The organism is Paenibacillus agaridevorans, from assembly GCF_018604145.1.
In the GTDB taxonomy this organism is placed as follows: domain Bacteria; phylum Bacillota; class Bacilli; order Paenibacillales; family Paenibacillaceae; genus Pristimantibacillus; species Pristimantibacillus agaridevorans.
The window spans coordinates 5,784,863-5,800,630 of record NZ_CP075889.1 but is presented as its reverse complement, the minus strand read 5'-3'; the positions used below and the strand labels follow the sequence as shown (position 1 = coordinate 5,800,630).

General features: G+C 54.1%; 15 protein-coding genes. All 15 read left to right on the top strand.

Annotation, left to right across the window (positions count from 1 at the left end; genetic code table 11):
- The first annotated feature begins 114 nt into the window (after positions 1 to 114).
- The 15 genes from KJW29_RS23240 to KJW29_RS23175 all read left to right on the top strand — a co-directional run bounded on the left by KJW29_RS23240 (position 115) and on the right by KJW29_RS23175 (position 15,130).
- On the top strand, positions 115 to 1,758 hold the full coding sequence (locus KJW29_RS23240) for an extracellular solute-binding protein (protein WP_214626402.1): 1,644 nt from the start codon (positions 115 to 117) through the stop codon (positions 1,756 to 1,758).
- A 96-nt stretch (positions 1,759 to 1,854) separates the two neighbouring features.
- The gene (locus tag KJW29_RS23235; RefSeq protein WP_214626401.1) at positions 1,855 to 2,790 is read left to right on the top strand and encodes an ABC transporter permease; all 936 of its coding nucleotides are present in this window, start codon (positions 1,855 to 1,857) and stop codon (positions 2,788 to 2,790) included.
- A gap of 12 nt (positions 2,791 to 2,802) precedes the next feature.
- On the top strand, positions 2,803 to 3,699 hold the full coding sequence (locus KJW29_RS23230) for a carbohydrate ABC transporter permease (protein ID WP_108991139.1): 897 nt from the start codon (positions 2,803 to 2,805) through the stop codon (positions 3,697 to 3,699).
- A 41-nt stretch (positions 3,700 to 3,740) separates the two neighbouring features.
- Positions 3,741 to 5,666 (top strand): CehA/McbA family metallohydrolase, encoded by a 1,926-nt coding sequence (locus tag KJW29_RS23225; protein WP_214626400.1) that lies wholly within the window; start codon positions 3,741 to 3,743, stop codon positions 5,664 to 5,666.
- Between the two features lie 175 nt (positions 5,667 to 5,841).
- Positions 5,842 to 6,345 carry an MgtC/SapB family protein gene (locus KJW29_RS23220; protein ID WP_425517572.1) on the top strand — a complete coding sequence of 168 codons (504 nt, stop codon included), beginning with the start codon at positions 5,842 to 5,844 and terminating at the stop codon, positions 6,343 to 6,345.
- Between the two features lie 181 nt (positions 6,346 to 6,526).
- On the top strand, positions 6,527 to 6,853 hold the full coding sequence (locus KJW29_RS23215) for an antibiotic biosynthesis monooxygenase family protein (protein ID WP_214626399.1): 327 nt from the start codon (positions 6,527 to 6,529) through the stop codon (positions 6,851 to 6,853).
- A gap of 97 nt (positions 6,854 to 6,950) precedes the next feature.
- Positions 6,951 to 7,625: a uracil-DNA glycosylase gene (locus KJW29_RS23210; RefSeq protein WP_214626398.1), complete on the top strand. Its 675-nt coding sequence runs from the start codon at positions 6,951 to 6,953 to the stop codon at positions 7,623 to 7,625.
- A gap of 15 nt (positions 7,626 to 7,640) precedes the next feature.
- Positions 7,641 to 8,018, top strand: a complete 378-nt coding sequence (locus KJW29_RS23205; protein WP_214626397.1) for a hypothetical protein — start codon at positions 7,641 to 7,643, stop codon at positions 8,016 to 8,018.
- 78 nt (positions 8,019 to 8,096) lie between these two features.
- Positions 8,097 to 9,143, top strand: coding sequence for a selenide, water dikinase SelD (gene selD / locus KJW29_RS23200; protein WP_214626396.1), 1,047 nt, complete (start codon positions 8,097 to 8,099; stop codon positions 9,141 to 9,143).
- 33 nt (positions 9,144 to 9,176) lie between these two features.
- Complete coding sequence (gene mnmH / locus KJW29_RS23195) at positions 9,177 to 10,211, top strand: tRNA 2-selenouridine(34) synthase MnmH (protein ID WP_214626395.1); 1,035 nt, start codon at positions 9,177 to 9,179, stop codon at positions 10,209 to 10,211.
- A 592-nt stretch (positions 10,212 to 10,803) separates the two neighbouring features.
- The gene (locus tag KJW29_RS36235) at positions 10,804 to 10,911 is read left to right on the top strand and encodes a putative holin-like toxin (protein WP_246608347.1); all 108 of its coding nucleotides are present in this window, start codon (positions 10,804 to 10,806) and stop codon (positions 10,909 to 10,911) included.
- A 435-nt stretch (positions 10,912 to 11,346) separates the two neighbouring features.
- Positions 11,347 to 12,015 carry a PspA/IM30 family protein gene (locus KJW29_RS23190; RefSeq protein ID WP_214626394.1) on the top strand — a complete coding sequence of 223 codons (669 nt, stop codon included), beginning with the start codon at positions 11,347 to 11,349 and terminating at the stop codon, positions 12,013 to 12,015.
- 228 nt (positions 12,016 to 12,243) lie between these two features.
- Positions 12,244 to 13,275, top strand: a complete 1,032-nt coding sequence (locus KJW29_RS23185) for a TFIIB-type zinc ribbon-containing protein (RefSeq protein ID WP_214626393.1) — start codon at positions 12,244 to 12,246, stop codon at positions 13,273 to 13,275.
- Complete coding sequence (locus tag KJW29_RS23180; RefSeq protein ID WP_425517447.1) at positions 13,269 to 14,081, top strand: TPM domain-containing protein; 813 nt, start codon at positions 13,269 to 13,271, stop codon at positions 14,079 to 14,081. Before KJW29_RS23185 ends, KJW29_RS23180 begins: the two co-directional genes overlap by 7 nt.
- 20 nt (positions 14,082 to 14,101) lie before the next feature.
- Entirely contained in the window at positions 14,102 to 15,130 is a 1,029-nt protein-coding gene (locus tag KJW29_RS23175) for an SPFH domain-containing protein (protein ID WP_214626392.1), read from the top strand.
- The last annotated feature ends 638 nt before the right edge of the window (positions 15,131 to 15,768 follow it).

The window sequence follows — 15,768 nt, the reverse complement described above, 5'->3', positions numbered from 1 at the left end:
GTTCAGCCGATATTATGCGTCATAACGGCGAGTCTTAGGCACATGTATTGTTTTCTCAATATTCGGAATTTTCTGTAAAAACACGGAATGAAACGAAACGGGAGGAATTTTTTCATGAGAAAAGCAATATCGGTTATTTTGACGTGCGTGATTGCGACATCTATGTTGGCCGCTTGCAGCGGCAAGAACAACAACGCGAAGCCCGAAGGAACGAACGGTTCTACAACGACTCCAACGGAGTCGAGCACGCCTGCCTTACTGAATGCGACGGGCTTCCCGATCGTGAACGAGCCGGTAACGATGTCCGCGATGGTCATGCTTAGTCCCGCGCAGCCGCCCGATTGGAATGAGATTCGGGTGTGGCAGGAATACGAGAAAATGACGGGCATTCGCATGGAGTGGGATGGTTACACAAGCGCAGACATGACGGAGAAACGTAATCTTGCTCTTGCGAGCAACGAGTTGCCGGATGTGTTCTTCCGTACCCGGATGCCGGACAGCGATGTCGACAAGTACGGGGCTGACGGTTCGTTAATGAAGCTAAATGATTTAATCGACCAATATGCGCCGAATTTCAAAGCAGTGATGGAGAAGTATCCGGATGTTCGCAAAGGTCTGGAGACGGCCGACGGAAGCATCTATGCCATGCCGAGCTTGACGGACTCGCCTAGTATCGAGATTACGCGGAAGCTGTTCCTCAACCAGAGCTGGCTGGAGAAGGCGGGCAAGAGCATGCCGAAGACGACGGACGAGCTGTACGAGACGCTTAAGGCGTTCCGCGACGGCGACATGAACGACAACGGACAGGCGGACGAGGTTCCGCTTACGGCGGATTCGCTGGACGAGCTGACGCAGGTGCTGCGCGGGGCTTTCGGTCTGGGCAATCGCGGCACGGGCAACGGCAACTGGGATGTTGATCCGGAGACAGGCAAGCTGAGATTTTTTCCGATTAGCGACGCGTACAAGCAATTGCTGACCTATATGAACAAGCTGTACACCGAAAAGCTGATCGATCAGGAAATCTTTACGAATACGGGCGCGAAAGTGCTGGCCATGAACGAACAGAACCAGCTCGGCTCCTTCTCCTTCGGCAATGTCATCGGCAGAGCCAATACGAACGCCGACGATTATGCCGGATTGGACCAAGCTTTGGTCGGGCCGGCAGGCGAGCAGCTTTATACGAGCGCTCGCGGCCACTTCGGCTCCAAGGGGGCGTTTATGATCTCCAGCTCGAACAAACATCCAGAGGCGGCCATGCGTTGGATCGACTATTTCTATAGCGAGGAAGGCATCCGCATGTTGTACCTGGGCGTCGAAGGCGAATCGTACGGGAAAAACGCGGAGGGGCAATACGACTTCTTGCCGGAAATCGTAAGCAATATTCCCGAAGGCTCGTCGTTTGACCAGGTGGTATCCAAATATGTGCCGTATGCGGGCGGATCGCTCCCGACGCTCATTCTGGAGGATTACTTCAAAGGCGGCGAAACGCAGCCTTCCGCGAAAGCGGCGGCAGAGAAGCTGAGTCCTTATCTGCCTGACGAGCTGTGGGCGCCATTTGGCTTCACCGCGGAAGAGGCGGACGAGAAGCAGGCGATGGAAACGGATATTTATGCCATGGTCAGTCAGCGGACGGCGGAATTCGTGCAAGGAAAAACGTCGCTGGACGAGTTTGACAAATACGTCGAGCAGATTAAACGGATGGGTCTTGAGCGGTTGCAAGAGTTTTACGGGGCGGCTTACGAGCGTTACACCAAGTAGTCACGATGCGGGCGGCAGCGAGGAATAGGGCCTGACACCCCCTCCATCCTCCGCTGCCGATAACGGCAAGGACTAGCGATAAGAAGGAGTGCTGTTATGACATCCGGTGCAAGGAGCAGAGAATCCAGATTGCTTATTCCCCGCTCGGTTCGCCGTAATTGGGATCTGTATTTGCTTATTCTTCCCGTCGTGCTGTATTTTGTTCTGCTGAAATATTTGCCGATGTACGGGATCCAGCTCGCCTTTAAGGATTTCAGCGCGGTAAAGGGCTTCTGGGACAGCAGTTGGGTTGGCCTCAAACATTTCGAACGGTTTTTTAATAACTACCAGTTTTGGACTTTGATCCGCAATACGCTGGGCATCAGCTTTTATCAAATCCTCGTTGCTTTTCCGCTCCCGATCATTTTTGCTTTGCTGATCAACGAGGTGCAAAGCCAGCGTTTCAGGAAAAGCGTGCAGTCCATCACCTTTATGCCGCATTTTCTGTCGACGGTCGTCCTTGTAGGCATCGTCATGGCGTTCTTGTCGCCATCGACGGGGCTAGTCAACAATATCATCGTCCGGCTGGGCGGCGATCCGATTTATTTTATGACGGAACCGTCGATGTTCAAGAGCATCTATGTGTTCTCGGATGTGTGGCAAAATATGGGCTTCGCCTCGGTGTTATATGTTGCGGTTCTGGCGGGAGTGGACAAAAGCCTGTACGAAGCGGCCATGATAGACGGCGCGACCAAGCTGCAAAGACTGTTGCATATCGCCATCCCCGCGCTCATTCCGACGGCCATCATTATGTTGATTTTCCAATTCGGATCGATCATGGATATCGGGTTCGAGAAAATCTATTTAATGCAAAACGATCTAAACCGATCGGCATCCAGCGTCATTTCCACTTATGTGTACGAAATCGGCCTGCTGGGCTTGCAATTCAGTTTCTCGACGGCAGTGGGATTGTTTAACTCGCTAATCAATTTTATTCTTATTATCGCCGTTAACCAAATCGCGAAGCGCGTAAGCGGCACGAGCCTATGGTAGAGGAGGGGGAGCATGAATCATCTCGGGCACAAGTCGGCCGGCGACCGTATCTATGACATCGTCATCTATACGATATTGACGCTAATTATGTTAGGTACGTTGTATCCCCTGATCTATATTGTCAGCGCTTCGCTGAGCAATCCCTGGGCCATCGTCAAGGGCGAGCTTTGGCTGCTGCCGAAGGACATCTCGCTGGATGCGTACCGCAAAGTTTTTCAAAATCCGGATATTTGGACGGGCTATCGCAATTCCATCCTCTATCTCGTCGTTGGCACAACGATTAATGTCGTCATGACGACGATGGGCGCCTACGCGTTGTCGCGAAGGGATTTGGTGGGGCGACACGTGCTTGTTCTTCTGTTTACATTCACGCTGCTGTTCAATGGCGGCCTCATTCCGACGTTCCTGATCTATAAGAACGTGCTGGGCTTGTACAACAATCTTTGGGTCATGGTCATTCCGAGCGCGGTCAGCGTCTGGAACCTGATCGTGATGCGCACTTATTTTCAAACCTCCATCCCTTATGAATTGCAGGAAGCGGCGTTTATTGACGGCTGCAGCAATATTCGAACGTTAACCCGGATCGTGCTGCCGCTGTCGATGCCGATTATCGCCGTCATGACGATGTACTATGCCGTAGCCCACTGGAATGCGTATTTCATGGCGTTAATTTACCTGAACGACGACTGGCGGATGCCGCTGCAGATGGTGATTCGCAACCTGTTGATTCAACAGGACATGGGAGGCTTGGTCGGAGGCCAAGGCGAGAGCCTGGTGGAACAATTGCTGCTGACGGAGGGCGTCAAATACGCGGTCATTGTCGTATCGAGTTTGCCCATGCTGCTGTTGTACCCGCTGGTGCAGAAGCATTTCGTGAAGGGCGTCATGATGGGCGCGATCAAAGGATAAGGAAGACGGACACAATTACTAACCGAATGGGTGATAGAACGATGACAATAGAGCATTCGCGATCAAATGGAACGACAGAGTTCGTTCTGCTTAGCCAGGGCAAGCTGGCAATCGCCGAGTTCGAGATCGATGGCTGCGAGGCAGAAATGGCGGTAGATGGACGCGAGGAAACCTGTTGGAAAGGTGGACCCTATTACAAATGGTGGAAGCTTGATCTGGAGAAAGTGCTGCCGTTATCGCGAATTCGAATCAGTGCTTACGCGGGGGACGAACGGTACGTTCATTATTTCGTGGAAGCCAGCCAGGACGGCTTGAACTGGACGGAGATTGCCAGCAAAAAAGACGATGCCGTTGCCACGTTGGATGGCGTATGGCATGAGACAAGCGCTGCCGCCCGATACATTCGGGTGACGGTCACCTATTGTTCGACGGACGAAGCGGCGCTGCTGCGACATGTCGAGGTGTACGGCTCCGATGATCCGTTGGAGATGGAGGCGCCGCCTCGAAAGGCTCCGTTGTTGTTTCCTGCAACGGAGTGGGACGAGGGGGAGGGCTTCGGGCTGCGGGAAGACGACGAGCTGGAGCCGGGACGCCGCGCGGTTGTGGCGGCAAGCGATCAAGCCGGCGCGTACCTCCTGTACCGGGACGTTGATTTCACCGCGCAGGGCGTCAACCAACTGAGAGGCGAGTTTGGCTTCGTTAACCCGGACAAGTCGCTCAAGGCGAACCTGGAGGTGAGATTGGGCGGACCGGAGGGTGTCGTGATTGGCGAGCTTGTGCTGTTCAAGCAGTGGAAACGGTGGTCGATTCTGGCCGGGGAGCTGCATGCTTCGGACAATCAACCGCTTAAGGGCGTTCACGATGTTTGCCTGATCCTGAAGTCGATCGATCCGGGTCAGACGTTGCTGATCCATTGGCTGGCGCTTGCGCAGGCGAGGGCGTTCCCGGCACCTCGTCCGAAGCCTGCCGATTTGCCTGCGCCGAATGGCGAATATCGCGTCTACTTCGGCAATTTGCACAGCCACACCGGCTTCTCGGACGGCATCGGCGTGCCGGAGTATGCGTATGATTACGCGCGTTATACGGCGGAGCTGGATTTTCTGGCGATTACGGAGCACAGCAACTTATACGATCATTATTTGGACTGGGACAAGAGCCGGAAGTGGCGTGAGATCCAGGAGATTGCCGCGGCGAAAACCGAGGAAGGCGCGTTCCTTGCGCTGTATGGAGCGGAGACGACCTGGTACAACCAGTTCGGCCATATGAACACGTATAATATGGACTTCTTCATTAACGCTTACGAAACCAGGTTCAACGATATTCCGACTTACTACGAGCTGGTCAAACGTTATCCCGACTCCATCCAGCAATGGAATCACCCGTGGTCATGCGGCAACCGCCATCTGGACGGCTTCGCGCCTTACGATCCGGAGCTGGACAAGGTCATGCATATGTTGGAGATCAACACGATCGAATCGAAGGAGCTGGGCGGCCTCTACTACTACGTCAAAGCTCTGGATTTGGGCTGGCACATCGCCCCGGTTGGCAGTCAGGACAACCACCATGGGCAATGGGGCACCGAAAATACGCTTCGCACAGGCGTGCTGGTGGATAAGCTGACGGAAGAGCATTTCTTCGATGCGGTGCGCCGGCAACGCGTGTATTTCACATCTGCGTTGTTCCTCCAAGTATGGTTTCGGGTAAACGGAGCCATCATGGGCTCGCGCATCTCGGAAACAGATAGGCTCTCCTTTGACATCGTGGCATCGTATCGCCGGGAGACGGGACATCGCATCGTCCGCGCGGAGATTATCGGCGAGCAGGGCATCGTGCTGCACAGCGTCGAGTGCACGGAGCCGGAGCTCAAACTGCGGCTTGAGCTGCCATCGGGACAACGCTATTATTTCGTCAAGGTATACCAGGAGGACGGCGAGTTTGCCGCGACGGCTCCTGTGTGGGTGGAATAAGATTGGTGGCATAACTCTACGTGCTAACACTATGGAAGGGTTGGACGTGCTCCTCGCGTTGATGCGGGGAGCACGTCTTTTATAAATGAAGGCAGTTGATGGACGCATAGTCAGGATGTGTTTAGGAGAGGAGGTTCTTGCGGTGGAAGATTTTTGGGCGAGTATTGCCGCTGATATGATTCATCATATGGAGCATTATTATGAAGCGTATATTCGTATCGTGCTCAGCGCGCTTGTCGGCCTGGCCATTGGCTGGGACCGGGAGGCCAAGAGCAAGCCGGCCGGGTTGAAAACCTATATGTACGTATGCGTAGCCTGCACATTGATTACTCTGATTTCCATTTATAGCGTAGGTAGGCTAAGCGGTCAATATCCGAATACGATGATGGATCCGATGAGGCTGGCCGCGCAGATTGTCGCGGGGCTCGGATTTCTCGGGGCAGGAGTTATCTTGAAGGACGGCTTGAAGGTAAAGGGGCTCACGTCGGCGGCTATGATTTTGTTCGTCGGGGGAGCGGGGATTGGCTTGGGAGCCGGTTTCTACAGCTTTGTGTTGTTCGCCGTGCTGACGAGCATGACGGTTGCGCGAATCGCCAATTATGTCGAACGTCAAAGGTTCCGGAAAGCCAATCGTCCGGAAACATCGGCGGATTCGGTCACGGCGGTCGAGCAGGGCTGACGTTGGGGATCGTTTAAGTTCCTTCAAAAGGCGTCATAACCACAGCCATTATTTTTCATCTTACGGCAAAGTGCAGTCGGCCGATTGGCAGATTATTAGACAGAGGGTTTGTTGTCCGGTACAATCTGATAAACTAGCGATACAATGACGATCAAAGGACAGCAAAGGGGAGTGCTTACGAATGACAATCGCTCGAACACCTGAACCGCCGTATTATGCCGTTGTGTTCACCTCGCAGATGTCGGATGGGGACAACAAAGGATATGGGGCCATGGGGGACAAGATGGTGGAGCTGGCATCTCAGCAGGAGGGATTCCTCGGCGTGGAAAGTGTTCGCGGCGGCGACGGCTTCGGAATCACCGTCTCTTATTGGGCGACGCTTGAGGCCATTGAAGCTTGGAAAAACCATTCTCTGCATCAAGTCGCTCAGGACAAGGGCAAGGCGGAGTGGTACCAACAATTCGTCTTGCGAGTGGCAAAGGTGGAGCGGGACAACTTTATGGGTTGACTAATGTCGAAGGAGTGCCCGTGCCGGTCGTTATCAAATATTGCGAATCATGTATAATAGTTTTAGATTGAGAACGCGGGGGAGGATGACGCTCATTATGGCCATCTTAAAGAATGATTGGGCGGATAAGCTGGAGGGGGAGTTCGAGCAGCCCTACTATTTGAAGCTGAGAGATTTTCTAGTCGATGAATATAGCAGGGGAGCGGTATACCCGGACAAATACGATATTTATAACTCGCTTCATTACACGTCGCTTGCCGATACGAAAGTCGTGATCCTGGGGCAAGATCCTTATCACGGGCCAGGCCAGGCGCACGGTCTGAGCTTCTCCGTAAAGGAAGGGATCGGCACGCCGCCGTCGCTGCTGAACATGTACAAGGAGCTCCGCGAGGATCTGGGCTGCTACATTCCCAATAACGGTTACCTGATCAAGTGGGCCCAGCAGGGCGTGCTTCTGCTAAACACGGTCATGACGGTGCGGGCGCACGAAGCCAATTCGCACAAGGGGCAAGGCTGGGAGCATTTCACGGATCGGGTGATACAGGCCATCAACGAGAAGGACGAGCCCGTCGTGTTCCTGCTATGGGGCAGCCATGCCCAGAAGAAGGCGGAGTTCATCACGAACCGACATCATCTGCAGCTTCGCTCGGCGCATCCAAGCCCGTTGTCGGCGCATCGGGGTTTCTTCGGCAGCAAGCCGTTCTCTCGGGCCAATGAATTTCTTCGCGCGAGCGGCCGCGGGGAGATCGATTGGCAGATTGAAAACATATAATGAGGAGAGATGACATTGCCGAGACCTGTTTGGAAGTGGTCATTATGGGCGATAGCGGTTGTCGCGTTGTTGCTTTTGCTCGCGGCAGGCCTTCTTCTCAATAAGGTCGGGCTGGACAATGCCGGACTCATGTATCGGCTGCGTTCTGCCGAAGGAGCAATCCTACCCATGAACCGGGACGGAGAGTTCGTATCCAAAGCGAAAGGCCACCGAGAGCTCCTTAAGGAAAAAATGCATGAAGAAGGCTGGACATATACAGGCCAAGAAGGGTCCGGCTATTTTTTCGAGAAGGACGGAGAAACAACCATTGTGACGGCAACGCAAATCTGGAGCCGGCATTACGTCATGTATCGCGCTGGCAATCGGAAGATTGATCTGGCTACGGAGAGTTAGAATTTCCGGGCCATTTCGTTTAGCATGGACATACTTATTAACATAACACTAACGATCCCTATGGAAAGGAACTAAGCCATGAACACGGAACCGGTCAAACTGACTTCCTACTCTACCAAAGGAGGCTGCGGATGCAAAATCGGACCCGGAGAGCTCTCCCAAGTCCTTCGCGCCTTGCCGGCCTCTATACCGAACCCCAATCTGCTTGTCGGTATCGATACGAGCGACGACGCAGGCGTTTACAAGCTAAGCGACGAGCTGGCGCTTGTGCAGACGGTGGACTTCTTTACGCCGATCGTGGACGATCCCTATTCGTTCGGCCAGGTGGCCGCGGCCAATGCGATCAGCGATATATACGCCATGGGCGGCAAACCGCTGACGGCGCTTAATATTGTCGCCTTTCCGATCAAGGCGCTGGACAAATCCATTCTTGCCGAAATTCTTCGGGGAGCCGGGGACAAGACGCGGGAGGCGGGCATTACGCTCGTAGGGGGACATTCCATCGACGATGCCGAGCCAAAGTTCGGACTTGCCGTCACGGGCCTTGTACACCCGGACAAGGTGCGGACCAATGCGGGAGCGCTTCCCGGCGACAAGCTGATCCTGACCAAGCCGATCGGGGTAGGCATCCTGACGACGTCCATCAAAAAGGACAAGCTTAGTGCGGATGAGGTTCGTCGTGTGACGGAGGTCATGGCGACGCTCAACAAGACGGCCGCGGAAATCATGGAGCCGTTCGACGTGCATGCTTGCACGGACGTAACGGGTTTCGGTCTGATGGGACATGCGCTGGAGATGGCCAAGGGCAGCGGAGTGGGGATACGGGTGAACGCTGCCGATGTCCCCGTCCTGCCGAGGGTCAGAGAGCTGGCGGAGTCGGGCTTCGTGCCCGGAGGCACGAAAAACAATTTTGCCCATGTCAAGGATTCCATCGACTTCGCGGGTACCTTGGACGAGATCGGGCAATGGATCCTGTGCGATGCCGTTACCTCGGGGGGCCTACTCATCTCCGTAGCCGGAGAACAAGCGGAAGAGCTATTAGATAAGCTGAAGCAGTCCGGCGTGGAGGCTGCCATCATCGGCGGCGCGACGGATGAGCATCCCGGACGCATAGAGGTCAGATAAGTCGAGAAAACATAGCGCAAGGAGACGGTGTCGTTGTTTCAGGATATGAGCATAGACGAGCTATTAAATATGCGGCAGAGCAAGACGGTCGTCACTATCGACGCGCGTTCGCCGTCCGAATTCGCCGAAGCGACGATTCCGGGCAGTCTCAACATTCCGCTCTTCGACGACGCGGAACGCGCGGAGGTCGGCACCACCTACAAGCAGGTCAGCGTTCAGGCGGCGATGGACCGCGGGCTGGAGCTGGTATCGGCCAAGCTGCCTGATTTCATTAAGCAGTTCCGCGAGATTCCGGGACAGAAGGTCGTATTCTGCTGGCGAGGCGGCATGCGCAGCAAGACGACGGCAACGGTTCTCTCCTTGATGGGCATACGTGTTCATAGACTGACGGGAGGCTTCCGCGCTTATCGCAAGTGGGTCGTGGAGACGCTGGAGAATATGGAGCTGGCTGCTTCTCCGATTGTCTTGCTTGGCAATACCGGGACAGGCAAGACGGCTATTCTCCGCCAGCTCGCGGAGGAGGGATATCCTGTCCTTGACCTGGAGAGGATGGCCGGACATCGCGGTTCTATCTTCGGACATGTAGGGATGGCATCCCATAATCAGAAGACGTTCGAGTCGCTGCTTGTTGCCGACTTGCTGCAGCTGGGGCAGTCCCCATACGTCTTGATAGAAGGGGAGAGCAAGCGAATCGGCAAGGCGGTAATTCCGGATTTTATCGTGAGGAAGAAGGAGCAAGGAGAGCAGCTGCTGATTCGTCTGCCTATGGAAGAACGCGTACGTCATATCGTCGAGGATTACCGTCCGCTGGAGCATAAGCAGGAACTGATTCAAGGCTTTCAGCGCATTCGCCGCCACATTCATACGCCGGTCGCCAAGGAGATTGCGGCATGTCTGGAAGCCGATCAATACGAAGCGGCCGTCCGGCTGCTTTTGGAGCATTATTACGATCCACGCTACGAACACGCAATGAGCCAGTATAGCGGACCGACGACGATCATCGAAGCCGGTACGGTTGCCGAGGCCGCCAGGCTGGTCAAGGAACGACTCGTGAGCCGGGGATATTGAAGAGCGAAGAACATTCGGAAGCCGTGCAAAGTGGCTCGGTATTACCCGGATATGGCATGCCGCTACTTGCCGTCGCATGAATTTCGGTTTCGGCGACCAGGATCAGCTCGCCCTTGCGTTCCATATGCTGGATTCCAATGTCTCAGGAGCGACTGGATTAGTTATGAGGGGAATGCGATCGCTACCGAGGATGATGACGGAGAACCGCGGAACGTATAGTTGTCTTTGAATACATCGCCATGAGGCTAATACATCATGGCGATGTATTTTTCTATTTGCGGAATCAACACATAAATAACGCTCTTGTCCTAAAAATACTTACAAAACGGATCCGAGCGAGTATGCACTCGCATCCTCCGGGCTGCCCGTATATCCAGATAAAGAGCCGGAACGCACAACTATAGCGGTGCTACAAACCTAAGTCCTTTGTCTCGGGGATCGATCAACATCGGTTCAACTCCCGTTTGTGCAAAGCAGGAGAAAATCAGAGTTCGCTGCTCATATATTCTTACAAATTATGCTATAATTAGACAAGCAAATAGAACGGCTTGCAAGGGCGGTCGGCTACCTCTCTCAGAAGGGAGGGATGCCCATGGAGGTTAAAGACGCTTTGACGTTGATGATCGGTTTTAGCGCGCTTATTGTAGCGCTGCTGACGCTGGTTGTTGCCATCATTGCCGTGATTAATCAACAAAAATAGACCGCCCCCCTGCAAGGTAACGGTCTAATTCTGATCGATCTACCGAAGCCGACCGCCTTTGAAGCGGTCTACTGTGCTGCTGGAGTCGTGTGGTCGCACGGCTCCTTCTTTAGTTTTTATTATAACTACCACTGTTTATACATGCAACATGGAATGGTAATGCAAACCATATTGGACCGATTCCGGCTGACGGAGTAGGGTCAATTACATGGGCCAATAATGGAGCCGTAATGGTGACAAGCTTTACAACATATTCAAGTTAATTTCTTGCAATTGAGAGCGAATATCTTATTGATTATAATAGGGCTATTAATCGCGAACCGCGATCTAACGCCGCAAAAGAGCTTTATTAACCTTTTCGCTTCGAATTGAATCCTTTTTGCCGAAAATAAGGTACTATAAGATCAGGAAATTGTTGCAGAAGGAGGCGGGCAAATGGGGATTCTATCCAGATTCAGGGATTTGATGACGAGTAATGTGAATGCGCTGCTTAAGCGTTCCGACAATGTAGAGAAGTCGCTTGACGAATATATGCGAAGCGTAAATGGCGAGCTGGGCAAGGTGAAGGCGGAGACGGCGTCGATTCTGGCTGCGGAAAGCCGGGCCAAGCGGGCGCTCGACGAATGCAAGGCGGAGATCGCCAAGCTGCAGCGTTACGCGGAGAAGTCGGTTCAGTCGGGCAATGAAGCTCAGGCGATGAAGTTTCTGGAACAGAAGGCGGCGGAGGCTGGCAAGGAAGCCGAGCTGCAAGCCGCTTACCATACCGCGGCGGGCAATGCTACGAACATGAAGGCGCTGCAGGAAAAGCTGACCGCGGATATCAACTTGCTGGAAGCGCGCCGGACGGCGATCAAAGGCAAGCTTGCGGCTGCGGAAGCGCAGCAGAAGATTAACGCTGCGGACACAGCGGGTGTAGCGGGAGCTTCTATGCTCGACGAGCTGGAGGAGAAGGCGGAGCGCGCTTATGACGAGGCGATGGCGCTCGCCGAGCTTCGCAGAGACGCGGCCTACGACATAGACGCAGAATTCGCCCAATATGAGAAGGCGAAGGAAACGAAGCCGGAGGAAGAACTGGCCGAGTTGAAGGAGAAGCTGGGTCGGTAAGGCCTTTCGAATGTGGATAACGAACGGAGTTAATAGGGGCCGATAGAGCATCACAGGAGCGCCGCTATATGGCCGAAATATTGCGACAAGTTGCTCGGAGTGTTGTTTATGTCCGTTAGGCGGATTTCTCATCACCCGTCAGGATGATTTTGCGATAGAGGTTTTCTTAAGGAAACAAAGGTAGCACAACAGTGCGAATCGGGATGGGAAAGGGGTGTGATGGCACGAATGTCGGTCATTGCATATAAGTGTCCGAACTGCGGGGGCGAGATGGCGTTCGATAGCGCCTCCGGCATGCTGCTATGCCAAAGCTGCGGCAGGAAGGACGAGATCGAGAGTTATTCGGGCTCCAACAGCCATTCCGTTTTTAGCGGGGACGAGGCGCACGAATACCACTGCACGAGCTGCGGCGCCGTGCTCATCACGGAGCCGGAGACGGTAGCGACGTCCTGCAGCTTCTGCGGCTCCAACGTCGTATTGGGCGATCGGCTGGCGGGAGAGCTGTCTCCCGACATCGTCATTCCGTTCGCGATTAGCAAGGAAGAGGCGCAAAAGGCGTTCAAGAAGTGGTGCAAGAACGGTCTCTTGACGCCGCCGGGCTTTATGACCGCGGATCGGATCCAGAGCATCACGGGCATGTACGTGCCTTTTTGGTTATACGATCTGCATAGCAGCATCCAGGTACAGGCACACGGGACCAAGGTACGAACCTATAGAAGCGGCGACTACATGTATACGGAGACGCAGCATTATGACGTCTACCGGGACATCGTGCTGGATTACGTAAAGGTGCCGGTGGATGCCTCGGAGAAGATGAACGACGAGCTTATGGACAAGCTGGAGCCGTTCCCCTATGATCGGCTAAAGGAATTTAAGGCGCCTTATCTCTCCGGCTACGTCGCGGAGAAATACAATTACGACGACAGCGTATTGTATCCTCGCGCCAAGCATAAGATTGGCGATTATATCGAATCGTATATCAAGTCCACGATGCAGGCGTACCATGTACTGACTTACCAGAACAAGAACATCCGGACTTCCGCGATGAAGGCGGATTATGCGCTGCTGCCTGTCTGGGTTGTGCATTACGACTATAACAAACAAAGATACACCTTCGCGATGAACGGGCAGACGGGGAAGGTCGTCGGGAAGCCGCCGCTGAGCAAGGGCAAAATATTCGGCTGGTTCGCGGGCATCTTCCTTGCGGGGTTCGCGGTCATGAAAGCCTTACAGCTGGCGATGGGAGGCGGAATATGGTGACGGGAAGACAATTAATCCGCCTGACCCCGTTCGCTAGGATGGTCGCAATTATAGGGATGCTCTTCCTGTGCATTCCGCTGGCCTCCGTATACGCGGCCGAGGACGGGAAGCCGCTGATTTACGACGAAGCGGGACTGCTTGACGCGGAGCAGGAGGCCAAGCTTACGGAGATGGCAAGAACCTACGGTGCCGAAAGGGAGACCGACATCATCATCTATACCTCTCTTAACGAGTCGGGAGCCGATGTCATGAAGATGACGGAGGACTTCTACGACAACAAGGCTCCCGGCTACGACAAGCCCCATGGCAATGCCGTCATTCTGACGATGGACATGAAGTTCAGGGAAGTTTACTTGGCGGGCTTTTACAAGGGCGAGGAATATCTGGACGACGGCAGACTGGACCGCATCAGGAACCGGATCACGTCCGATTTGTCGGCGGGCGATTATTACGCCGCGTTTTCGGACTACATCGTAACGGCGCATCGTTACATGGGCTACAAGCCGGGCGTGGATCCCGATAATATTTTGTTCAAATGGTGGTTTCAGGTCGGCGCGGCCGGTGCTGTAGCGCTCCTGATCGTCTGGCGGATGGTGGCGAACTCGGGAGGAAAAGTCACGGTGCACAGCCGTACCTACGAGAACGTCGGATCCTCCGGGGTCATCGGCCATCGGGACCAGTATATAAGAACGACGGTAACGAAGCAGCATATTCCGAAGCCGAGCAGCGGTGGCGGCGGAGGAGGAGGCGGTGGCGGCAGATCGTCTGGCGGCCACTCGCATAGCGGAAGCAGAGGATCATTTTAAACGGGGAAGGATGAGGCATAATGGTGTTTTTCAAAAACCAGTTCGCAAACGTAGTGGAATGGGAAGAATTCCGCGACGACATGATATTCTGGAAGTGGAGCAACAAGGAAATCAAAAAGGGGAGCAAGCTGATCATCCGCCCCGGCCAGGACGCGATCTTCGTCCATAATGGCAGAATCGAGGGCATCTTCCAGGACGAGGGCGATTATAATATCGATTCTCAGATTATTCCGTTCCTCTCCACGCTCAAGGGCTTCAAGTTCGGCTTCAACAGCGGCATGCGGGTCGAGGTCGTGTTCGTCAACACGAAGGAATTTACGGTAAGATGGGGGACGCAGAACCCCGTCATGATTCCGACGCCGCAATTGCCGGGCGGCATGCCAATCCGCGCCAACGGCACGTTCGTGTTCAAGGTCAAGGATTACGTGACGTTTATCGATAAAATCGCCGGCGTGCGGGAGAGCTATCTCGTTGACGACGTAAAGCTTCGCATTACCTCCGTGCTCGACAGCCTGCTCATGAAGTGGATCAGCACGGAAGGCAAGGATATGTTCAACCTCCAAGCCAATGCAGCGGAAATCTCGCGTGGCATTCGCGAGGATCTCGACATGGAGCTGCTGGATATCGGCATCACGATTTCGGGCTTCCAGGTGATGAGCTTCAACTACCCGCCGGAAATCCAGGCGATGATTACGAAAAACGCCTCGCACAGCATGATCGGGGATATGGGACGCTTCCAGCAGGCGTCGATGATCGACGCGATCTCATCGGGCAAGCTGCAAAGCGGCGGCATGGCGGCCGATGCGGCAGGCATGATGATGGGCATGAATATAGCCAAGGAAATGATGAAGGGCATGAATGGCGACGGCGGCCAGCAAGGCGGCAACGGCAGCGGCGGTTCCGGGCAGCAAGGGAATTCGAATACTTCGGGACAGCAGGGCTCCGGATCGGCTCCGTCCGGCGGAGGGAAGCCGAATTTCTGCCCGAACTGCGGCGCCAAGAACGAAGGCGCGAACTTCTGTCCGAACTGCGGTCAGAAGCTGGGCTGACGGCACACGGATTCATTGCGCGATTAGCGGTCGATGGATGTGCATTCGAGGAGCTGCGTGTCATATTGGCCGGTCATTCGATCCGGTCGACGATGGAACACATGCGTCGCCGCACAGCTTGCTGGCTGTGACCTAACCGCAGACGCGCTCGACCTATGGATCAGGCTGGCAGCGGTCGATCACTCATGACTCGCCAACTCCCAGCACAACCAACAAGCCGTCGCGACCATCGCGGCGGCTTTTCCATGTTGTATAGGAAAATGTTGCAGCTCTAAAAATTGCGAACAACAGTTTGAAAATCTAACGGACGCCAGCGACGTTTCTTGTCCGATTTTTAACAGCAAACCAATCTAACGGACAGGAAAGTCGCTATTGAGTTGTAATGGAGCCCAAATGCGCGATGATGATGCCAATAATGTCGTGCGTGTCCGTCAGTTAGATTTTCGAAATCCTGAAAAATCGAAGAATAGCACAAATTTGAGGCTGTCTATTCATTGTGCAAAGGTGAAATTCGGGCAACTATACGGTAAGAAATGAACGGGAGCAACTGTAACGGAAATGAGAGGCGTTATTTTAGCAAAAATCGGCATTTCGCAAATCTAATGGAACTGACAGCCCTTATGAAGGGCAAAAGTCCG